The 23,909-nt window shown below is 40.9% G+C and carries 15 protein-coding genes; 5 read left to right on the forward strand and 10 right to left on the reverse strand.

The window, feature by feature from the left end:
* From ACOB82_RS14235 to ACOB82_RS14250, 4 genes are all read right to left on the reverse strand, one after another.
* The gene (locus ACOB82_RS14235) at positions 1–1,422 is read right to left on the reverse strand and encodes a sodium-dependent transporter (protein WP_448213642.1); all 1,422 of its coding nucleotides are present in this window, start codon (positions 1,420–1,422) and stop codon (positions 1–3) included.
* 258 nt (positions 1,423–1,680) lie between these two features.
* Complete coding sequence (locus tag ACOB82_RS14240) at positions 1,681–2,544, reverse strand: HDOD domain-containing protein (RefSeq protein ID WP_448213643.1); 864 nt, start codon at positions 2,542–2,544, stop codon at positions 1,681–1,683.
* 342 nt (positions 2,545–2,886) lie between these two features.
* Positions 2,887–4,548, reverse strand: a complete 1,662-nt coding sequence (locus tag ACOB82_RS14245; protein ID WP_448213644.1) for a M28 family metallopeptidase — start codon at positions 4,546–4,548, stop codon at positions 2,887–2,889.
* Between the two features lie 136 nt (positions 4,549–4,684).
* Positions 4,685–5,164 (reverse strand): winged helix-turn-helix transcriptional regulator, encoded by a 480-nt coding sequence (locus tag ACOB82_RS14250; RefSeq protein ID WP_448213645.1) that lies wholly within the window; start codon positions 5,162–5,164, stop codon positions 4,685–4,687.
* A 136-nt stretch (positions 5,165–5,300) separates the two neighbouring features.
* Here ACOB82_RS14250 and putA point away from each other — a divergent pair, with 136 nt between their 5' ends.
* On the forward strand, positions 5,301–9,128 hold the full coding sequence (gene putA / locus ACOB82_RS14255) for a bifunctional proline dehydrogenase/L-glutamate gamma-semialdehyde dehydrogenase PutA (protein ID WP_448213661.1): 3,828 nt from the start codon (positions 5,301–5,303) through the stop codon (positions 9,126–9,128).
* A 489-nt stretch (positions 9,129–9,617) separates the two neighbouring features.
* Here putA and ACOB82_RS14260 read toward each other — a convergent pair whose 3' ends face one another.
* The 4 genes from ACOB82_RS14260 to ACOB82_RS14275 form a co-directional block, all read right to left on the reverse strand.
* Complete coding sequence (locus tag ACOB82_RS14260) at positions 9,618–10,865, reverse strand: sensor histidine kinase (protein ID WP_448213646.1); 1,248 nt, start codon at positions 10,863–10,865, stop codon at positions 9,618–9,620.
* 19 nt (positions 10,866–10,884) lie between these two features.
* Positions 10,885–11,586: a response regulator transcription factor gene (locus tag ACOB82_RS14265; RefSeq protein ID WP_448213647.1), complete on the reverse strand. Its 702-nt coding sequence runs from the start codon at positions 11,584–11,586 to the stop codon at positions 10,885–10,887.
* 328 nt (positions 11,587–11,914) lie between these two features.
* On the reverse strand, positions 11,915–13,060 hold the full coding sequence (locus tag ACOB82_RS14270) for a type 1 glutamine amidotransferase domain-containing protein (protein ID WP_448213648.1): 1,146 nt from the start codon (positions 13,058–13,060) through the stop codon (positions 11,915–11,917).
* Between the two features lie 127 nt (positions 13,061–13,187).
* Positions 13,188–15,209, reverse strand: coding sequence for an oxidoreductase (locus tag ACOB82_RS14275; protein WP_448213649.1), 2,022 nt, complete (start codon positions 15,207–15,209; stop codon positions 13,188–13,190).
* 177 nt (positions 15,210–15,386) lie between these two features.
* On the opposite strand from ACOB82_RS14275, the gene ACOB82_RS14280 reads away from it, so the two are divergent.
* From ACOB82_RS14280 to ACOB82_RS14290, 3 genes are all read left to right on the forward strand, one after another.
* Positions 15,387–15,887 (forward strand): hypothetical protein, encoded by a 501-nt coding sequence (locus ACOB82_RS14280; protein ID WP_448213650.1) that lies wholly within the window; start codon positions 15,387–15,389, stop codon positions 15,885–15,887.
* Between the two features lie 144 nt (positions 15,888–16,031).
* Complete coding sequence (locus ACOB82_RS14285) at positions 16,032–18,026, forward strand: winged helix-turn-helix domain-containing protein (protein WP_448213651.1); 1,995 nt, start codon at positions 16,032–16,034, stop codon at positions 18,024–18,026.
* A gap of 240 nt (positions 18,027–18,266) precedes the next feature.
* Positions 18,267–18,629 (forward strand): DUF3718 domain-containing protein, encoded by a 363-nt coding sequence (locus ACOB82_RS14290; RefSeq protein ID WP_448213652.1) that lies wholly within the window; start codon positions 18,267–18,269, stop codon positions 18,627–18,629.
* 153 nt (positions 18,630–18,782) lie between these two features.
* On the opposite strand, the gene ACOB82_RS14295 is transcribed toward ACOB82_RS14290, so the two are convergent.
* On the reverse strand, positions 18,783–20,153 hold the full coding sequence (locus ACOB82_RS14295; protein WP_448213653.1) for an MFS transporter: 1,371 nt from the start codon (positions 20,151–20,153) through the stop codon (positions 18,783–18,785).
* Positions 20,154–20,314: 161 nt separating this feature from the next.
* Between ACOB82_RS14295 and uvrA the strand changes: the two genes are divergently transcribed.
* Positions 20,315–23,146: an excinuclease ABC subunit UvrA gene (gene uvrA / locus ACOB82_RS14300; RefSeq protein WP_448213654.1), complete on the forward strand. Its 2,832-nt coding sequence runs from the start codon at positions 20,315–20,317 to the stop codon at positions 23,144–23,146.
* A 178-nt stretch (positions 23,147–23,324) separates the two neighbouring features.
* Here uvrA and ACOB82_RS14305 read toward each other — a convergent pair whose 3' ends face one another.
* Positions 23,325–23,888: a lipid-binding SYLF domain-containing protein gene (locus ACOB82_RS14305; RefSeq protein WP_448213655.1), complete on the reverse strand. Its 564-nt coding sequence runs from the start codon at positions 23,886–23,888 to the stop codon at positions 23,325–23,327.
* Positions 23,889–23,909: the final 21 nt, after the last annotated feature.

Consider the following 23,909-nt stretch of genomic DNA (forward strand, 5'->3'; position numbering starts at 1 on the left):
TTAACTGAAAATATTAAAGCCAAAGAATTTAAGTGCAATAGTATTTAACAATATCCCAAGTAGGATAACTGGAATAAATGTACTTAACGAAAAGTTAATATATTTTTCAGCAATTGAACCGACATACTTTTCATTACCCACAGCCAACTCGTTAGACAAGCTGTGCTTTTTCCAACGGTAACTAACAAATAAACATAGTAGTAAACCGTTTAATGGCAAAATAGTGTCGTAAAACACATCGTACACCACATCGAAAAATGAACGAGAACCACCTGCATAGCTGATAAATTCAGTGAAGAATGAAACCATACCAAAAGATACAGTAGCGAATAGTGTTAAAATGCCCGCGGTCATCATTAAAATAAATAACGCTTTTCTACGGCTATGGCATTTTTCAGTCACCAAATAAGACACTGGCACTTCAATAATAGACACTAATGAAGTGATAGCGGCAAAAAACACTAGCACAAAGAAAAATACGGCAATGCCACTTGCTAGCGTATAGCCCATGGAAGTTTGCAACGCTAAAAATATCTTAGGTAAGAAAGTAAATATAAGTGATACAGAGCTATCAGAAAGCTCTTGCGGGTTAACCTCAGGGTTAAATGAAAACACTGCAGGTAAAATCATTAAACCGGCAATAAATGCTACTGCGGTATCAGTGATTGCAACAAGCTTTGCCGAACCGACAATGTCAGTTTTATTGTCGATATAAGAGCCGTAAGTAATTAATATCCCCATGCCTAATGATAATGAGAAAAAGGCTTGAGAAAGAGCGCTGTTAATCACTGATGGGGTGATTTTATCAATATCAGGAATAACAAAAAATGCCACACCTGACATTGCGTTATCACGTGTTAATACAAAAACTACCATAGCAACAAGCATTACAAATAACGCAGGCATTAATATTTTTGCGGCTTTTTCAATGCCATCTTTTACACCGGCCACCAAAATAAAATTCACAATCGCGGCAACCAAAACCATAGCGCCAAAAATATAAGGGCTATTGATAAACTCACCGAATGCTTGAGGTGTTGCCAAATAATCCAAGCCACCTGTAAGGGTGATAACAATATAGCCAAACAACCAAACCGTAATCACCATATAAAACACAGCAATCATAAACGGAGTTAACACGCCAAGAATACCGGCTAAGCCCCACTTACTATTGGCTCCAGCTAATGTTTTGTATGCGCCTACGGGTTCTTTTTGGGTTTTACGACCAATAGCCATTTCAGCCATCATCACTGGCAAACAAATTAAAAAAACAAAAATGGCATACATAATAAGGAAAGCGCCACCACCATTTTTAGCGGCGTTTACTGGGAAGCCAACTAAATTACCGATACCAACGGCTGAGCCTGCCGCGGCTAAAATAAACCCAAGTCGGGAGCTAAAATGTTCTCTATTCGCGCTCATAAGTTTCCTTCGATGTAATATTATTGTTGTTTAAATCGCCTACTATTTAACGGTGTGTAGCCTAGATAAGCGCTAGTTATAATTTTTTGTGCGCTCGATGCTAGCAAGGATTATCGTAATTGTCTTGCCCTACCTGTTGTAAAAAGCAAGCAAAGTGTATAGATATGTGAGCACCTGACAAAAAGAAAGAAAAAATATTTTTATAAAACATAGCGTTATGATGTATCATTTTAAAACGCCTGTTTAAAAATGAATTTATTATTCAGGCTTTTTAAAGAATTTAGCCCCCATAATTTTTAAAATATTATCTACTTCGTCGTAAGCAAATTCTGCCGCTGATGCCAATTCATCAATGGTTAAATTCAATGACGCACAAATAGACTCATCAACAATATCTTCATAGCTATATAACGCTGGATGGCTGTCAACCAAGGCCAAGCGTGACGCTAAATACATTACCTTCACATCTTTATTAATTTGTATATCATGCGCTTGATTAAAGTACTTAATTGGCATGATCACTTTCTCTGGAATTTGCCAAATTTTTAACAGCTCAGCAGAGACATCGGTATAAGTGAAATTCAACGTATCCTGCTGCAATTGCCAAGGAAGTTGTTGACCATCGTATTGTTCACACTTTTTTGCCAGTTCTGGCGACACTTTGGCCACAATTAATTCGCCAAAATTTTGTAAAAGCCCTGCCACAAAAATACGCTCAATATCGCGAATACCCGCAGTAATCGCCAAGTTTTTTGCCGCTAAGCCACAATATACACTCATACGCCAGTAGCGTTTTAAGTCAATGGTATCATTTGAAAAGTGTTTAAAAGCAGACGCTGCAACATCCACCAACATCATATTGTATATGGCTTGGGTGCCAATAATCGTGATTGCCCGTGAAATCGTACTAATTTCGCCAGGAAAGCTATATATAGCGCTATTGGCAATTTGTAATAATCGCGAGGTCATTGACGGATCAATACTGATAACATTGGCAAAATCTTCAACAGTTGAAGATTCATCTTCTATCAGCGCTTTGACCTTAAAGCACGCATCGGGTAACGCGAATGACCCATTGGCTTGAATTGCATATTCCTTAGCTTGCATCGATATAACTTTCATTTCCTGCACAATAACTACAGCATAAGGGTTTTAACTACGCATGTGTAGCCTTTATCGACATGGCTATGTCAAAAAAGGCAGCCGAAGCTGCCTTTCTTTAACAACATAAACTTACACTTTAAAGAAGCTAACCAAATTAACCCGCAATTAGGATCGGCTATTAAAGCTCAAATTAATTTAACCAAAAAAGCCGTGAGACTATAAAAGTTCACGGCTTTATCGGTTGTAAATTTTCTAGAAATTAACGCTTTGCTTTTTACTTAGCGGTTTTTGACTTAGCTGTTTGGCTTAGCTTTTTTGCCTAGTAGTGGTAAAGCGAAAGTTATTTCCCAACGAAAATAATTACTGGGCGAAAGTATTACCGAAGTAATCACCGTCATTCCATTTAGGACGCTCGGCATTATCCGCAATTTCTAAACCAATCATTAAGTTAACTTCAGCAAATAACGCTGCTGCATCATAACGGATCGGTAAGTCGATTTGATCACTATGATTATGATAATGGGTAGATAAGAAGTCTTTAAATGCCTGCCCACCATCAATTTCTGGATCTTTTGATTTAAAGCCTGTCATTAAAAATACTGACGGAATGCCAGCCTTAACAAAGTTGTAGTGATCACTACGAGTGAATAGCGCTTGTTCTGGCATAGGATCTGGGCTTAACGAAACATCTATTTTTGCCGCTGCAGCTTCAACAATTGGACCTAATGTTGAGTGAGTTGAACCAAAGGCGACAACATCTGCAAACGGGTACAATAATAGTGGCATATCTAAGTTAACATTGGCCACCATCTGCATACCTGGAACGGTTGGATTATTGGCAAAATAGCCTGAGCCTAATAAACCTTTTTCTTCACCAGTTACCACGACAAATAAAATTGAACGTTTTGGCTTGTTTTCCATACCAGAAAGCATGCGCGCCGTTTCTAGTAAAATTGACACGCCTGATGCGTTATCTAATGCACCATTGTTGATTTTATCTTCATCATCGCCATGTTCACTTACGCCAATGTGATCAAGGTGAGCACTAAATACCACATACTCATTTTTCAACACTGGATCGCTGCCTTCAATTGTTGCCACAATATTCGGGCTAGTAATTTCTTCATGACGCGACTGCTTAGCAATGGTTACTGAAGCGGATAGCGGGAAGCCTTTAATCGCTTTATTGTCAGTATCTAGCGCAAACACTTGCTCAAGATTTAGCTCGGCACCATCAAATAATGGCGCAGCCACTTCATGATTTAGATAAGCGCTGCCTTTAAGCTCTGGATGAGCGCCAAATGGCATACCATCTTTATTTAACCAACTAAAGCGTGGGCCATCGGCATATTTAGCCGAAACGGTATATTTACGTACTTTTTCACGTTTTGGCGTGTGTAAAGTGATCATACCTACGGCACCATGCTGCGCCGCATGGCGCGCTTTTACACGAGATGAACCAATATGAGCACCTTCTTCTGATGGTAATTCATCAGGGCGACCGGTTAACATCACAACGATTTTACCTTTAACATCTAGGCCAGCGTAATCGTCAATACCAAACGCTTTGTCCACCACACCGTAGCCAACAAATACCGTATCTGCCGTAACATCAGACTCTGTAGTTAATGACGAGCCAGAAACAATAAATTGATCAGGGTAAGTTAATGCATGCTCACCACTTGCACTATGAATAGTTAGCGATGCGCTGTCATCTTGTAAAAATGCTTTTCTAAACGTTACTTGCTGCTCATAGCCGCCATGTTCGCCCATTGGCGTTAAGCCATATTGCTTAAAATATGAAGTTACATAGTTAGCGGCAACTTGATAACCTTCACTGCCAGTATCACGACCTTTTAAGCTGTCGTCTGCCAAAAACTCTAAATGCGCTTGAATGCGAGTTTGATCGGCGGTTGGCTTAGCTTTCACTTGTTGTTGAGATTCAGTTGCTTGATTGCAACCCGTTAATCCAGCAACCAGCAAAACGCTTGCCGCCGTTAATTGAGTAAATTTTTTAATCATTATTTATACGTACATTGTTTGAAGTTATATATTCGCCGCAGACTATATCAGGCGAATACTTGAGTGTAAAAAAGATAAAAGTAAGCAGTGATGATTTCCGCATCAAATAAACATCCATTGATGTCAAAGTATATAATTAAGTCAAGATTGGAATACCGGGATCGTCTTTAACATGCTCCGTTACCATATAAGTATGGGTATGAGACACAGCTGGTAACTCGATAATGCTTCCTAAGAGTTCACGGTAATGATCCATATCTTTAAAACGAACTTTAATTAAGTAGTCAAACCCGCCAGCTACTAAGTGACACTCTGCCACTTCTTTTATTTTTACCACTTCATCACGGAAATCGTTAAATACATCGGCAGTAGTGCGATCAAGGGTCACTTGAATAAACGCTAACATACCAAAATTAAGTTTACGTGCGTTTAGGTAAGCCCCGTAGCGCTCGATATAACCTTCGCTTTCCAAACGCTTCACCCTGTCAAGACAAGGGCTAGCACTTAAATTTACTTTTTTCGCCAGTTCGACATTGGAGATTCGACCATCGTTCTGTAGAACATCCAAAATAGTAAAATCAATACGATCAAGTGTTCTAGATTTTTGACCAGCCATTACTGCAGTACCTTATACTGTGTAATAAAATTAAGTCCGTAGAATATACTGCAAATTACCAAACAAAACCAACATCTACTGCAACAGTTAAAGTACAATGCCGCGCAATTATGACATTAACTTTGGACATTCAACCATGCTTTTTAACGGTTCATTAATCACTGACTGCCCAATTAGGCAGAAGATCAGAGAGTTTTATCGTATAGATGAAAACATCGCTGTTGATTACATTCTGCCAGCAGCAGAAGTGAATATGAGTGCAAGAAGCCGAGCCTGGGAGCGAGCTCGTAAATTAGTATTACAAATCCGCCAAGACCAAGAAGGTAACGGTGCGATTGATGCGTTATTAAACGAGTACTCGCTATCAAGTGAAGAAGGCGTGGTATTAATGTGTTTAGCCGAAGCACTATTGCGTGTACCGGATAAGAAAACACAAGACGAATTAATTCGCGATAAAATTTCTCAAGGTAAATGGAGCTCGCACTTAGGTAGTAGCGACTCTCTTTTTGTTAACGCATCATCTTGGGGCTTATTAATTACTGGCTCTATGGTGGATTACGCCGACAAACGCAACCAAGATAGTTTCGGTTTATTAAAGCGCACTATTGGTCGCCTTGGTGAGCCAGTTATTCGTAAATCAATGAACTATGCCATGAAAATCATGGGTAAACAGTTTGTTATGGGTGAAACTATCCAAGATGCCACAGAACGTGCTGCCACTAAAGAACAGCATGGCTATGTGTATTCTTACGATATGCTAGGCGAAGGCGCGCGCACCATGAAAGATGCTGAGCGCTACTTAAAGTCGTATCAAGATGCCATTGAAACTATCGGTGAAATTGCGGTTAAATCAGGCAAGAACGATCCAAGAAGAGTGCCTGGTATTTCGGTAAAATTATCAGCCATTCACCCGCGCTACGAGTTTAGCCATAAAGATCGCGTCATGAATGAAATTGTGCCTAAGCTTAAGGCGCTTTGTTTACAGGCGAAAAAATACAATATTGGCTTAACTGTTGATGCAGAAGAGTCAGAACGTTTAGATATTTCATTAGACATTATTGAAGCGGTATTTAGCGATCAAGACTTAGGCGATTGGAACGGTTTTGGTATTGCACTGCAAGCTTACCAAAAGCGCGCAATTTTTGTCGTTGAATGGTTACGCGAACTTACCTTACGTGTGAATCGCAAGATGATGGTACGTTTAGTAAAAGGTGCGTACTGGGATACTGAAATTAAAAATACCCAAAAAGATGGCCTTAAACACTTCCCGGTATTTACTCGTAAATCATCAACTGATGTTTCATACCATGCTTGTGCAAACAAGTTATTAGAATACCGCGATACCATTTATCCGCAGTTTGCTACCCATAACGCCTACACAGCAGCGACAATTGTTGAGTTAGCCGGTAGTGACAAAGAAGGTTTTGAGTTCCAGTGTTTACACGGTATGGGTGATTCGTTATACGATCAAATCGTTTCAGGCGAAAACATTCAATGTCGTATCTATGCACCAGTCGGTCACCATGAAGACTTACTCGCCTATTTAGTTCGTCGTTTATTAGAAAATGGCGCTAACTCTTCATTTGTAAACGCCATTGTTGATGAGTCTCAACCAGTAGAATATTTACTTGAAGACCCAGTTGAAAAAACTCAACGCTTAAAAGATAAATACAACCAGCAAATTGTTAAGCCAATTGCTCTTTATCACGATAAAAATGGCAAAGGTCGAGATAACTCTGCGGGCGTAGATTTAAATGACATTGATGAACTTTCAATGTTAAAAACCTCACTTGATAGCTGGTTTGAAAACAATCTGCTTAATGCAAGCGAGTTACCTAGCGACGTATTAGCGGTGAAAAACCCAGCTAACCACAGTGAAGTTATTGGTTATCACCAGTTACACAGCGACAGCGATATGCTGGCAATGCTTGATACCGCAGAGAAAACCTTTGAATCGTGGTCACAAGTACCAGTAGCTGAACGTGCGGCACTATTATGTCGCGTTGCCGATATTCTTGAGCGCCACATGAATGATCTTATCGCCATGTGTATCAAAGAAGCTGGTAAAGTTACCCAAGACGGTATTGATGAAGTGCGTGAAGCGGTTGATTTCTGCCGCTACTACGCTGATCGCGCCATTGCCCTTGATGAAGATCAACGATTAGAGCCGCGTGGCGTAATTTTATGTATCAGCCCATGGAACTTCCCGTTAGCGATTTTCTTAGGCCAAGTTGCTGCCGCTATTGCTACAGGTAATACCGTACTGGCTAAGCCTGCTGAGCAAACTAGCTTAATTGCTAAATACACCATTGAACTGATGAAGTCTGTTGGTTTACCAGAAGGCGTTGTGCAACTCGTTATCGCCCGCGGTAGTGAAGTAGGTAAAGTGATTGTGCCAGATCCTCGCGTTCAAACCGTGATGTTTACTGGTTCAACCGAAACCGGCACTCGTATTTCACAAACACTAGCCGAACGCGGTGGTGACCAAGTGCCATTGATTGCCGAAACTGGTGGCCAAAACTGTATGATTGTTGACTCAACTGCATTGCCAGAGCAAGTGGTTGATGACGTAATTTCTTCAGGCTTCCAATCAGCTGGTCAACGCTGTTCAGCATTACGTGTTTTATTCTTACAAGAAGACATTGCTGACGGCGTTATTAACATGCTAATTGGCGCATTAGCTGAGCTGCACGTTGGTGACCCATCAATGTTAAGCACAGATATTGGCCCAGTAATTGATCAAAAAGCATTAAATGCGCTAAATGCACATGCCGAATATATGAAGTCGCATGGCAAGCTATTATATCAATGTGAAATTGCTGAAGAAGTTGCAGGCAATGAACATTACTTCTTTGCACCGCGCCTTTATGAAATTGACAACATCAACGTGCTAACCAAAGAAGTATTTGGTCCGTGCGTTCATGTCGTCCGCTTTAAAGGCGAAGATATTGAACAAGTGATTGAGCAAGTGAACAGCACAGGTTTTGGTTTAACTATGGGTATTCATACCCGAATTAACCAACGTGCTTTTGACTTAGCAAAACTGTCTCGTGCCGGTAATGTTTACGTTAACCGTAATATGATTGGTGCGATTGTAGGTGTGCAACCATTTGGTGGTCGTGGCTTGTCTGGTACGGGTCCGAAAGCTGGTGGTCCAAACTATTTAACCCGTTTAGTAAAAGAAAAAGCGACACCGGACGAAGAGCAATTTAATGTGTTACCAGAAGAAGCAGAGGCACTAGAAGGTGATAGCCAAGCTGAAGCTGAAGCTATGGTATTTATGGACCAAGCAAACACTGCGGAAAAAGAGTGGCGCTCAACCGATTTAAATACTCGTATTTCGCACGTTCGCCAGTTACTCGCGAAAATTGCCCATGTTGATATTGTTGACGACTTAGCTGATAACTTAAATATGACGTTAAAAGCGGCGCGTGAGCAATTAATTAGCATTGAAAAGCAATTGAAAAAGCCAACAATCTTACCAGGGCCAACAGGTGAATCAAACGTACTTTACCTTGAAAACCGCGGTAACGTCATTTGTTTCGCTGATAAGAATGTAAGCTTCCACTTCTGGATTTTATCGGTTGTTACGGCGTTAGCAACGGGCAATACGGTTGTATCTGTTGTATCTGACTTGTACTACGATGAAGCTATCGCGATTCGAGATAAATTCATTGCCACCGGCGCTGATGAAAATATCTTCCAAGTAGCTAAATTATGTCACTTATCTGCAATGTTAACCCACCCAGCATTATCAGGTGTGGTAGTTGATAGTTACTGTGCAAGAAAGCACTACATCAGTGAGAAATTAGCAGAGCGTCAAGGGGCGATTTTACCAGTGATCAGCTCTGAATATTTTGACAACTTGATTCAGCGTTTATTAACGGAAAAAACCATAAGTATTGATACCACGGCATCAGGTGGTAACACGTCGTTGATGACCTTAGTGGAAGAAGATGAATAATCGTTGATTATTCATTGTTAAAGGTAAAAGCCAGCGAGTTCGCTGGCTTTTTTGTTTTTTGAAGCTGGAAAGTATAAATCTTAAATTCAAAAATTTCAGCTTTGCTCTCGTCATTCCGCACTTGATGCGGAATCTACTTCGCTTAAATCTAAATAAAAATGAATGGAGATTCCTGCTTACGCAGGAATGACGATAAGAGTAGACAACAGCAATACAGCGAAACTCATCTCTCAATACAAACGAAGCATTACACCTGCTTTGAAAAATGCTGAATTAATCACAAATCATCAGCACTTATTTTCATGGAAGAAAACAAAGTGAAGCAGTACATGGATGCACTGTCTGAACGTGTGCTCGATATGAATTGAGATTAATGAAGAAAATATTTTTCTAGCAGCGCGAGGTGAGTCCAGAGAGGGTAGCGCACAATACCCTCTCCGGGTGCTGTCGCCACCGCGACAAACTAAACAATAATCTTAACTAGTTTCTTTAAAAAGCTAATACCACTTTTACTCCATACTCTGTGCTACTAAGTGAGACCTCTACCTCAAACTTTTCACACAAACGCTTAACCAGCGATAACCCCAGCCCTTGTCCCTTACTTTTAGGACCACGAATGCCAGCATCAAATACCTGATCATTAATCTCAAACCCTGAGCCATTATCCGCAATGATCAACCTGCTGTTTTGATAACTAATTTGCACTTGGCTACCTTGACTATGATACGCAGCATTTTGCAACAAATTCTGGATCACCAACCGTAACTCTTGGCCGCCCATAGCGACATAAACATCATCTGGCACATCAATATTCAGTGTTGTTTGCTGCAATAAGTGATGATTATTGATAACGCAGGTTTCAACTACCGATTTAAGATGGGTTTGTTCGGGCTCGATGCTTTTTTCTCTTGCCAGCGCCAACAATGTTTCTAGCGTCGCTTGCATTTGCTGATCAGCATCAGCAATTCTGGCCACCAATGCCTGTTGTCGACTATCGAGTTCAGTATGGCGCAATAAGCTCAGTGCGCCCTGACTAATCGTCACCGGTGTTCTTAGCTCGTGGGAAATATCGCGGGTAAATTGCTGCTCTCGCTTAACAAAAGCACTAATACGTTTAAGTGCAACTTCCAAGGTTTGAGCAAATTTGCCAATTTCATTTTGCTGAAATTGTTCGGCAAAATTGGTCGGTAACTTTTCGACAGGGCTGCTGTCGACGATATCCATTAACTCATCGAGCGGTTTCATCAACTTTTTAATCAATCGCACTGTCCCGAAAGCCAGCAGTAACGCTACCACTAATCCAATAGCCAATAAAACGAGGGTAAATCCAAAAATCTGGCCTTTTAATTTGCGAACAACTAGATGCTCGCTAACTTCTGCCAATAAAATATTCTGATCACGCACCTGCTCATCTAAAAAGGCAATATGATAATGTTTTCCTGCCTCGCCGCTAAACTCAATGCGTTCTGGTTCTTCCGCCAGTAATTCTTGTACTATTTTAGGTAGAGACTCTCTTGTACGATGAAATGCCACAAAATCAAAATGTGGCTTCGGCTTTTCTCCTTGTGCTAACTGTACGCTAACTTGGTGCTTTTCATTGGCCAAAATTTGGTAGAAAAAGCTGTCTTCAATAATATAGCTAAACAGTAAGGTTATTAGCGAGAATAATAGGCTCAGTAGCACCACTATCGAGACAAAATAACTGATAATTCGACGTCTAAGTTGGTTAGTTTTCATATGATTTGCTTATTCTTCGTTAAAATTCGAGCACCAGTCCAACACTATGAATGGTTTTAATGACGGCACTTGGAAAAGGTTTATCCACCAGCTTTCGCAATTGATAAATATGCGAGCGTAAAGCATCTGAGTCTGTACCTTCTTCGCCCCAAATACGTTGTACTAGTTCACTTTTCGACACTGCTCTTGGGTAACTTTCCATTAAAATTTTTAACAGATTAAACTGTATAGGCGGCAATACCAATAAAGTATCATCTCGGGTGATTTGCTGACTTTGATAACTTAATACTAAGTGTTTATCTCCTTCACCTAAACTCAGCGTTCTTGCCGAATTTTGTGAGGCGAAGCGATTGGTTAATGCGCGGCAACGTGCATATAACTCTTCCAGCGAAAACGGCTTGGTCAAGTAATCATCAGCACCTTGAGCAAAGCCAGCCAGCTTGTCGCTCAATGTATCTCTAGCCGTTAACATGATAATAGGGATATGTCGGTCGGCCTTTGCCCTTAACGTTTGGCAAACCGCTAATCCTTCTATATCGGGTAACATAATATCTAAAATAATGCAGTCAAAATACTGGCTTAATGCTAGTTCACAGCCTTGCTCACCGGTATAGGCAAAGTCCAACATTTCCCCCTGAATCGCAAAGTAATCGGCTATATTTCTGGCTATTGCCAAGTTATCTTCAATAACCAAAACTTTGAGCTGTGAACTTCCTTTCATTAGTACTAACCTTGTAGTTTTTGGTAGTGAGTTTCAGATAACAACTACAGATAACATATATTAGCCACCTGTTATAATCTGATATGTTTCACTGTCGCTAGCGGATCATCATCAGCGGTCACCAGCATTACTCAAATAAAGGCAGGCAATTGATAGCACATTATCAGCTGGTTAATCCAGTATCGCCAAAATTAAGCTAATTTTTCCATCCACTCTATAGCTCGCAACACCAATTTCCTGTTGATAAAACTGCAGCTGCTAACCGAACCCAATCAAGTAAAAATTGCTACCACTTCGATATTTGCTAATACCACTGTTCCTGTTCACATTAACCACTTACTTTTTCTTTTAACGCCAACAGGCCTTCTGCTTGACCATGATGTTTGAGCGCCGTAGCAAGTGTTATTTTGGCTTCATCAGTTTCATTAAGTTTTAACTGAGCCTGCACTAAGGCTTGATAAAGCATGGGGTGGTTAATATCAGCTATTGTCAATTTCATCAATTCAACAGCGATTTTAAGTTGATGTGCCGTTTGTGCATGCTGTGCTTGATAAAGTCCAGAAATGCCCAGCAACATCGGATCATATTGTGATTTTTTTGCTAAATACTCTGCTTTAGCTTGGTCTTTATCTTCAAAAAATTGTTCCACTAATAAAATTGAAGCATCGTCTTTAAAGCGCGGTAGTTCACTGACGTCAAGACCTAACGCTTTAACCATTGCTCTTGCTGTATCAGCTGTTGAAAATGGGTTTTGTCCGGTAATTAATTGACCATCAATTGTTACTTGATTGAGCATTAAACCGTCTTGAACAAATGATGCACCGCGTTCAATTAACTTATCTTCCAATAAGAATGGAAATTGTTTCGTCCATTTTTTACCAAATGCCGCTTCTTCCTCATTGGTAAAACCGTTGATTCGCTTACCTGCAACCAAGTATTGACCATCAGCCAATGTCACATTGACTAACGCTGCTGGGCCATGGCATACCGCTCCAATCACACCATTGTTACTATATATTGAACGAATAACCGTCTGTAGCGGCGCCGAACTATGCAAATCGAACATAGGTCCCTTGCCGCCGACCACAAACAAGCCATCGTAATCATTTGCATTAAGCTCACTCAGTGCAATGGTATGACTAAGCTGTTGCATCGCCGCCGAATCTTCAGTAAACGCTTGGTTATAAGGCTTTTGCTGATCATATTTATCAGCAATCGGCTTACCACCTTTAGGTGATGCCAACGTAACTTTTACCCCATTTTGCTTAAAAACCAAATAAGCCTTACTTAGCTCGTCAAACTCAAACCCTGGCTTTACAAGTTCACCATTTTCGTCCAGTTCACCATAGCTACTCAGTATCATCACCACATGAGGTGCATCAACACTATTAGCCAATGCACTAGCAGCAAATGCATTAAAAGAAATAGCAGCTAATATTACTGTTTGATAAATTTTTAAAGCGTGTTTTTTCATCGTCATGTCCTAACTAATGTAGTTTGTTTCAGACACTTTAAGACGACAAATGTGAATTCGATGTGAAGAAAAATGAAAACAAGAAAAAGGCGCCAATTGGCGCCTTTTTTACAATACAAGTCAGCAATTAAATACGTGCCGCTAACTCCGCCCCTTGACGAATCGCGCGCTTGGCATCTAATTCTGCGGCCACATCAGCGCCACCAATTAAATGCACACTCTGTCCTAAATCTACCAGCGCTTGTTGCAACTCGCGATTTGGCTCTTGACCGGCACAAATAATCACGTTATCCACTTCAATTAATTGCTCTTTGCCACCAGTTTCAATCACTATACCTTGATCATTAATCGCTTTATAAGTCACGCCAGGCATCATATGAACACCTTTTTTCTTTAATGATGCACGATGGATCCAACCCGTAGTTTTGCCAAGGCCAGCCCCGACTTTCGTCGTTTTACGTTGCATTAAGAAAACTTCACGCTCTGCTTTATGAACATCCATTACCGTTAACGCGCCACCTGTTTGATAGTTTTTATCAATGCCCCACTCATGTAGCCACTCATCTAGATTATTCACTAAACCCGCTTTTTCGGTTAAAAACATTGAAACATCAAAGCCAATACCGCCAGCACCAATAACCGCAACCCGTTGACCAACTGGCTCTTTATCACGTAACACTTGTAAATAGCTTTTCACTTTCGGGTTATCCAATCCCGGAATATCTAATTGCCGAGGTTTAATACCCGTTGCTAATACCACTTCGTCAAAGCCTGCTTGTGCCAAACTTTCAGCAGTTTGTCGGCTATTTAAATGCACTTTAACGTTAAATTTCTTTAACTGAACATCAAAATAACGAATGGTTTCATAAAATTCTTCTTTACCCGGCACTTGTTTAGCAAAGTTAAACTGACCGCCAATTTCACTTGCTGAATCAAAAAGCTCAACAATATGACCACGTTCAGAAGCGTATACACTAAACGCTAAACCTGCAGGTCCTGCACCAACTACCGCAATTTTCTTTTGCTGCTTAGTATTGGCAAACGTTAATTCTGTTTCATAGCAAGCGACGGGGTTAACTAAGCAGGAAGCACGCTGCTGCTTAAACACATGATCTAAACACGCCTGATTACAGCCAATACAGGTATTTATTTCTTCTGGCTTACCTTCAGCGGCTTTATTCACAAAGTGCGCATCCGCTAAGAATGGCCGCGCCATTGACACCATGTCTGCCTGACCACTTGCAAGCACTTGCTCTGCCACTTCCGGCGTATTAATGCGGTTTGTCGTAACCAATGGGATCTTAACTTCGCTTTTCATGCGTTCAGTGATCCAAGTAAACGCCGCTCGCGGTACAGAAGTAGCGATGGTTGGTACACGCGCTTCATGCCAACCAATGCCGGTATTGATGATAGTTGCGCCAGCTGCTTCTATCGCTTTCGCCATAGTCACCACTTCGTGCCACTCATTACCGCCTTCAACTAAATCCAACATCGACAGGCGGAAAATAATAATAAAATGCTCGCCGACTTTTTCGCGAGTAGCCCGAACTGTTTCCACTGCTAAGCGCATGCGATTTTCCAAAGAACCGCCCCACTCATCAGTACGGTGGTTAGTGCGCTTACAGCTAAACTGGTTAATTAAGTAACCTTCAGAGCCCATGATTTCGACGCCGTCGTACCCTGCTTTTTGCGCCAATTTCGATGCTTTTGCAAAGTCTTTAATTGTCGCTTTAATTTGGCGAACACTTAGTTCTTTTGGTTTAAATGGGTTAATTGGTGCCTTAATCGCACTTGGGGCAACACTAAACGGATGATAGGCATAACGGCCGGTATGAAGTAGTTGCAAACAAATTTTACCGCCATGTTGATGCACAGCATCGGTTACTTCTCGGTGCTTATTAACATGCCAGAAACGGCTCATCTCACTGCCGAACGGCGCAACACGACCTCGAGTGTTAGGGCTAACACCGCCAGTAACAATCAAACCAACGCCACCTTTCGCTCGCTCGGCATAAAACGCCGCTAACTTTTTAAAGCCACCGTGCTCTTCTTCTAACCCGGTATGCATGGAGCCCATCAGGACACGATTTCTAATAGTAGTAAACCCCAAGTCCAATGGAGCTAACATGTGTGGATATTGTGTTGTCATAATAATTATCGCTGCTTATTGTTTGCTTTAACGTTTGGGTTAACCCATTTTTTCTATAAAATACTGGTGTCTTAATCAAAACACAAGCTAATTTTGACACCTGTCAGATTAGCTAGCACATCTTATGTGATGTGGGAAAAACTTACTTAACGTGAATAAAAAGCTTAGACTAACCTGATGAACAAACACGATATTTTACTTAACGTTATTGCCGAAATTAAAGAAAAGTTAGAGCAGGCACAAGCTGCTGCCACTCAAGCTCATTTAGCGGCAATAGATGATCAATCTGTGGCAGAAACCCAGTACGACACACTGGCTATTGAAGCAGCATATTTAGCCGAAGGTCAAAGCCGACGTATTGAAGAATTCAAACAGCAAATTCATCAATTAACCGCTTTTTCAATTCAGCCGAAGTCGCAAGCAGAACTTGGCGCACTGGTAGCTTTGCAATATGACAATGGTGACAATGACAGTGAAAGAGACAGTAATATTGAGCAGTATTATTTAATTTTACCCTGTGGTGCTGGTATTAAAATTGTCGATAATTACCATGAAGTGTTAATAATCACCCCTGCATCGCCACTTGCTAAAAGCTTACAAGGCAAGTTGGTTGACGATGAATTTTTATTAACCAATTCAACCACTAATATTACCGGCATTATTAGTGCCATTTATTAGGGCTGATTAAGAGTCTATAAGACCGTAATTGCCTGTCATATTTTGTTAATAATTCGAACCTCGCATACTCGCTTTCCTACCCCGATTTACTACACTTAGTACCTATATTGCTTAGCTTGGTAAGCAGTTTAAGGTAATAATGACATGGAACCCGATGTTAGCAGCACTAAACCAAAGTCACTATCTTCTACCTCATGCTACGATTTCGGCGAATGCATGTTCTACGCTGATATAGGCGAACTGCATTCAAAAATTACCGATAAACATATCCACATTGAAAAAAAAGTCAGCGAAGTTTTTCAATGTTTAGCGCGTTCACCTAATGAGGTGGTCACCAGAGACGAAATTTTTGATCAAGTTTGGCCGCATATGACGGTATCTGATGACAGCCTAAATCGCTGTATTTCGGTACTCAGACGAATTTTTCGAGAGTTTGATCATGGCTTAAGTATTACCACACACCCAAAAGTTGGCTTTCACCTTAATGTCGAACACCTAGCGCTAGCACCAATGTCCAATCAAAGTAAAACTAACGGCCAATCAAATGGTATAAATGAAAATCAAGCTTTTGACTCAGAACAAATTCCATACCTTGGCCAAGGTGAAGCAAAGCAGGAATCACTTAAGCCATTTAAACTGCTGATATATAGTATGTGCTGCACTGTTGGGGTGTTCATTTTAGTCAGTTACACCTTATCCAGAACAACTTACAGTGCACAAGATAACAGCGCCTTATTCCGCTTAATTATCATGAACTTTACTTTAGATAAACCATTGACTGGCCAATATAATGGTTTACAGGCCTTGGTGCTTAATAAGTTGAGTAACCACCCGCACCATACAGTAATTGCCAGCGAAGAAATCAATCAATTTCCAAAGCAATCACCACTTAGCTTAAGTGAGCAATTTAATGCGCGCTTTGCGCTAACTGGCAACATTAAGTCGCTTGACAATAGAGATGTGTTTCAATGGCAATTAATTGATGGCAAAACCGGTGATTTAGTCGCCAGTGAAATGCTCAATTTAAAATTGAATAGCTTGGCTGTTAACAGTCAAATAATCACGGCGGATATCACAACTGCGCTGGGAAACCTCTTGTATGCAGATAAGCCCCAACAACACCTAGCCTATATAATTGAAAGTGCTGATTATTTGTTTGATGCCAGCAATAACTGGCAAATGCATCAACCTATTATCACCTTAGTGGCCAAAGCAATTGTTGAAGTCGATGAACACTCTGTTACAGCGCTAAAGTCACTTTCACGCTTTTTAATTAATGCCATGTGGCCGTTAAAATACAAAAGCTTACCTTATACTAATTTAGCCACTCGCATATTAATAAAAGCGCAGCAACTTGCCCCGCAAGATATTGAAATTTATCAGCTATTAATGAAAACGCACTTATTAAGATATCAATGGCAAGATGCGTTGAATGTTGTCAAAGTTGCCCAACAAAAACTCAACTTGCAACCCGAAGCCACCCAAGCGCTCTTTCAGGAATTACAGGTATCAACCTTACTTTTTAGTAAGCAGCTGATTAACTTTTACCAAACGCAAGCAGATGACAATCCGCTTGCTAGCAGTGCTTATCTGCGGCTAACACAGTTGTACCTAATGCGAAACGACCATTTAAATGCTTATCAGGCACAAAATAACATCATGGCGCTTGAAGCTGCCGACCAAATGAATGGTATTGCGCTTGGGCAGCTCAATATTAAGTACGGCAACTTTAGCCGAGGTAACGACTTTATCTGGCTCACTTATCAACACTTAGGCGTGCCAGAGCAATACAAACAAGCAATTCTGTCACTGTACAATGATGTTCCTTTAGCAAAAGCCGAGTTTGACTATTTTATTAAAGAAATAGAATTAGCGGTTAAACAACAGCAAATTCTGCCTATTGCCGCATTATTTTTATATGGTTCATTGGGTATAAACGACAACTTTTTCCCCTTGGCGCAGTCATTACTGCAAAATTATCAGTTTCATTTACTCTCTTTAATTAATACGCAAACCTCTACACTGGTCGCTGACGAGCGCTTTAAGGATTTAGTATCAACAATTAAGCTACCTGGTTACTGGGCACAAAGTCAATCAAGTACAATTTGCCCAATTAACGCCTTAGCCAACTGCTTATGAACAAAAGATAACCCACTGATTCGTAAAGTATATTTTTCATCATATTTTTATCAGCTTTTTATTCGTTAATCATTTGCTTTTAATCAAGCTTTTCTTTTTAGCTTCCACTACCTTTAGCATGTCGCAGCAGTTATTAGTCGATAGGAAGAAATGCAGTACCCAAATCAGACAGATATTCTTGGTAGTGAATAAACAGTGAATGAACTCTGATTTTAATTTTAAGGATGATAAGAGGACACAATGATGAATAAATTAATGAAAGCCCTAATACCAGCAGCAACTTTATTAGTCAGCGGTCAAGTGTTAGCTGAAGGCACTTACTACTTAACGCCTACAGTGGAAAAAGGACTACAAAAAGTATGCAAAACCGCCGCTAAGGATCAGTTGCATCAAATGCATAGCACCATGAAAGAAAATGACTGGAGTTTTAGACTAATGTCATTAAACGTAATGTGTAATGGCCAAGACCTAATTAGCTTTGCTGAAGGTTACGGAGCTGAAAATACCACCGCACGCTTAATTAGAAGTTTAGGTACTATTAGTGTTACAGATATTGCTGCGGTAAATCAGCACAAATACGATGTGACGGTTGATATGAATTAAGTATCACACCAGAGCATACTTATGTTACACACACGTGCAACATGGACTTGAAAAAATTGGCATTAATAAAATTGCCAGCCACCTACTTGAGCAAGGTTAATGACCTTGCTCATTTTGCTTGGTGAAACAAGCTGTTAAGGAACTAAAAATTAGCTAATTAGATACCTGTAGCAAAGATTTAATTTCTGGAATATTAGCCACTTTATCATCAAGCTTTAAATAAGCTACCGCTTCTGAATACACTAAGGTTGCTTCAATCACACCGGGCATATTCACTAATTGCTCGGCAACATCATCTGCCTGCTGCTCTGAACTAAATTTCGCCGCAAAGCTAAAGCTTTTCGATTTTTTCTGTTTCTTCATGCCCGATGCTGCAACCAACCAAATACCCACTAAAGCTGACATCACAATAAATACCACGCTAGCACTAAAGCTTTCAGCTAACCAACCACCAATAGCACCACCAAAAAATGCCCCAAAAAACTGGCTAGAAGAAAATATCCCCATGGCACTACCTTTAACGCCAGCTGGTGCTATTCGCGATAAAATTGATGGCATGGTCGCTTCTAAATAGTTAAATGCCACGAAGAACATCATGATAAGCACCACTAAAACCATCATATGATTAGGCAAGATCGCCATCAATAATAACGTCACCATCAGCAAACTAATTGCCGCCAAGAACATGGCTTTTTCTTGTTGTTTTTTCATGGCATAAATCATAAATGGCACCATTAAAAAGAACGAGCAAAGTAAAGTTGGCAGGTACAGTTGCCAGTGCGCTTCTAACGATAAGCCAGCAGCAACTAATCGTGTTGGTAAGAAAATAAAACAAGCGGTTAATGCCATATGCAAAGTAAACACACCAATATTTAACCGAGCAAGTTGCGGGTGGCGAATTAAGCGCCCTAATTGATCAACCATAGCGACATTATCGCCTTTTGGCGCCTTATTCACCGAATTAGGCACCATAAATTGAATCATGACCATGGCTAATATTGCCAATACACCAGTAAACCAAAATAAACCATGTAAGCCGTACACTTCGCCAACAATTGGCCCCATAACCAACGCCACGGTAAATGACAAACCGATAAACATACCTATGGTGGCCATCACTTTCGGCCGCTGCTCTTCACGGGTTAAATCAGCTGCCAATGCCAAAATAGCACTGGCAATGGCCCCCATTCCTTGTAATGCTCGGCCAATAACTACACCGTAAATTGATTCTGAGGTTGCCGCTACCACACTGCCCAAGGCAAAAATAACCAGACCAGTTAATATCACCGGCTTACGGCCAAATTTATCTGACAATATCCCCATGGGTATCTGCAATAACGCTTGAGTTAAACCATAAGCACCTATGGCTAAACCTAACCAAAGTGGCGAATAGCCCGTTAATGATGGTCCATAAATCGCAAAAACAGGCAAGATCATAAACAAGCCCAGCATGCGCAAACCAAAAACGGTCGCAAGAGAAAACGCCGCTTTCTTTTCTAAGGAATTTAAACCGGAAATACTCATAAATTTTTAAACGAAAAAAGGGGGATATTGGTTTAGTTTGGTCGGCAATTCTAGCACGGTATCTAAGACAACAAAAATAGAACTTTCTGATGAAAAACGAGCTAAGTTTGTGCCATAATGGCCGATTCCATTTTGGGTTCTAACGTTGAAGCGAATCGGCTATGCAAAACATTGAAGTAAGAGGCGCCCGCACTCATAATCTTAAGAATATAAGTCTTGAAATCCCTCGTGATAAATTAATTGTTATCACTGGCTTATCGGGATCAGGTAAATCATCGCTGGCTTTTGATACCCTTTATGCAGAAGGCCAACGTCGTTACGTTGAGTCGTTATCTGCTTATGCGCGCCAATTCCTGTCGTTAATGGAAAAGCCGGATGTTGACCATATTGAAGGTTTATCGCCCGCCATTTCCATTGAACAAAAATCAACGTCCCATAACCCACGTTCAACCGTTGGTACCATCACGGAAATTTACGATTACTTGCGTTTGTTATATGCCCGTGTCGGTGAGCCGCGTTGTCCAGATCATCATCAACCGCTAGCCGCGCAAACCGTTTCACAAATGGTCGACAAAGTATTAGCGCTTGAAGAAGGCACTAAAGTGATGGTGTTGGCACCTGTGCTACAAAACCGTAAAGGTGAACATGTTAAGTTATTAGATAACTTAGCGGCACAAGGCTATATCCGTGCCCGTATTGATGGTGAAGTTTGTGATTTATCCGATCCGCCAACGCTAGAACTTCATAAAAAACATACTATTGAAGTAGTAGTTGACCGTTTAAAAGTGCGTGAAGATATTCAATTGCGCTTATCTGAATCGTTTGAAACCGCGCTTGCCTTAACTGCTGGCACCGCAAAAGTGGCATTTATGGATGAGCCAGATCGTGAGGAGCTTTTATTCTCAGCGAACTTTGCCTGTCCACACTGTGGCTACAGCATGCAGGAATTAGAGCCGCGTTTATTTTCGTTTAATAACCCAGCAGGTGCTTGTCAAACCTGTGATGGTCTAGGTATTCAGCAATTTTTCGATCCAAACCGAGTGATCACCAACCCTGAGTTAAGTTTATCTGGCGGTGCTATTCGTGGTTGGGATAAACGTAATTTTTACTACTTCCAAATGCTACAGGCCTTAGCTGAGCACTTTCAATTCACCGTTGATACGCCATTTGCTGAATTACCCGAAAAAATTCGCAAAATAGTACTTTACGGCAGCGGTAATGAAAGTGTCGAATTTAAGTACATGAATGATCGTGGCGATATTGTTGTGCGCAATCATCCATTCGAAGGCATCTTAAATAATATGCAACGTCGCTATAAAGAAACCGAATCAAACGCGGTGCGCGATGAGCTTTCAAAATATTTAAATAGCCAACATTGTCCTGATTGCAGCGGCTCACGTTTGCGCTTAGAAGCACGGAATGTCTTTATTAATGAAAAACCATTACCAGCCATTTCCGATTTATCAACCGCTGATGCACTGGCGTTTTTCCAAGGCTTAGAGCTAACCGGTCAAAAAGGCCAAATAGCAGAAAAAATCTTAAAAGAAATTAATGATCGTTTAGGCTTTTTAGTGAACGTCGGCTTAAATTACCTAAACTTGTCGCGCAGCGCTGATACGTTATCTGGTGGTGAAGCGCAGCGTATTCGCCTTGCTAGCCAAATTGGTGCGGGTCTAGTTGGTGTAATGTACGTGCTCGATGAACCTTCTATTGGCCTACATCAACGTGATAATGAGCGACTACTAAGTACCCTGACTCACTTACGTGATTTAGGTAATACCGTGATTGTTGTTGAACATGATGAAGATGCTATTCGCGAAGCTGATCATGTAATTGATATTGGCCCTGGCGCAGGTGTTCATGGCGGTGAAATTATTGCTGAAGGTACGATAAAAGATATTATAAAAAGTGAACATTCACTTACTGGCAAGTATTTATCTGGCAGAGAAGTTATCGAAGTACCTAAAAAGCGTACGCCTTACAATAAAGACAGTGTGGTTGAGCTAAAAGGCGCGACGGGCAATAACTTAAAATCAGTTGATTTAACCATTCCTAACGGCTTAATGACCTGTGTTACTGGCGTTTCTGGTTCAGGAAAATCAACGCTCATTAACGATACGCTATACAAATTAGCCCATATTGAGCTTAACGGTGCAACCACTCAAGAACCTTCGCCGTATCAATCAATCACCGGTCTTGAGCAGTTAGACAAAGTCATTGATATTGACCAAAGCCCAATCGGTCGAACGCCACGTTCAAACCCTGCCACCTACACCGGCATATTTACCGCCGTGCGCGATATTTTTGCTGGCACTCAAGAGTCTCGCTCTCGAGGTTATAAACCAGGTCGTTTTAGTTTTAACGTTAAAGGTGGTCGCTGTGAAGCCTGCCAAGGCGACGGTGTCATTAAAGTAGAAATGCATTTCTTACCTGATGTTTACGTGCCTTGTGATGAATGTCATGGCAAACGTTATAACCGTGAAACCTTGGAAGTAAAATACAAAGGCAAAAACATCAATGAAGTGTTGGATATGACCATTGAAGATGCTTTAGAGTTTTTCAACGCCATTCCTGCGGTGAAACGTAAACTTCAAACCTTAATGGATGTCGGCTTAAGTTATATTACGTTAGGACAATCTGCCACAACACTTTCTGGCGGTGAAGCGCAGCGGGTTAAGTTAGCGAAAGAGTTATCGAAGCGCGATACTGGTAAAACGTTATATATTTTGGATGAGCCAACCACAGGTTTACATTTCCACGATATAAAACAGTTACTGCAAGTAATCCATCGTTTGCGTGATCACGGCAATACTATTGTGGTCATTGAACATAACTTAGATGTGATTAAAACTGCCGACTGGATTGTTGACCTTGGCCCAGAAGGTGGCTCAGGTGGTGGTGAAATTCTAGTAACCGGCACGCCTGAACAAGTGGCTGAGCACCCAATATCTCATACCGCACGATTTTTAAAGCCACTGTTAGCTGGCAAATAGCGATTGGGGTTATAACTTTTGCCTTTGTCACTATAGGTATTAACAGAAAAAATGGTATTAACAGAAAAAACGCCGGATATACCGGCGTTTTTTATTTAGTCTTTATTTTAACCTAGTTTGGTCTTAACTTTGGTTGGTTTTAGCTAAGCTGAACTAAGCAACGACGTTAGCAACGACGTTAATTCAGATCGCCATCTTTCCAAAATTTAGTGCCTTTAACTGTCGCTTGTAGTGCCAAGCCAGTTTCGGTAAAGGTATAAACGGTAACATCACCAAAATAAGCTTCGCCTTCAACTGAACCACCTTTTTGCGAGGCTTTAGCAGCAGCATCAGCATTACCACCAAATGTCCAACCGCTTTCAACAAAGTTATTCATTGCATCACGCGTATGGAAAACCATAACAATACGGTAATCTTTTGCGCCAAAACCTAAACCGACACCACCTTCTGCCATATTCATGTAAGTATGTTTGCCTGAAGCCATGTCTTTAACCACACCATAACCAGTGCCCGCAGCAACAAAAAGTAAGTTCACATTGGCATTGCTAAAAACTGCGTAACCTGGCGCGGCATTAATTTGCGCTCGCGTATCAGGCTTTTGTTTAAATAATTGGGTTAATACTTGATCTTTCATCGTAAGAATTGCTTGGCGTTTTTCTGCGGTGCTTCCGTCGCCCATTGAGGCACACCCAGACAACGAGAATACAAGCATCAAACACATAGCTTTAAACAATATCTTCATTTTTAATTCCTTGAATATTAA

It is taken from the genome of Colwellia sp. MEBiC06753, assembly GCF_053470325.1.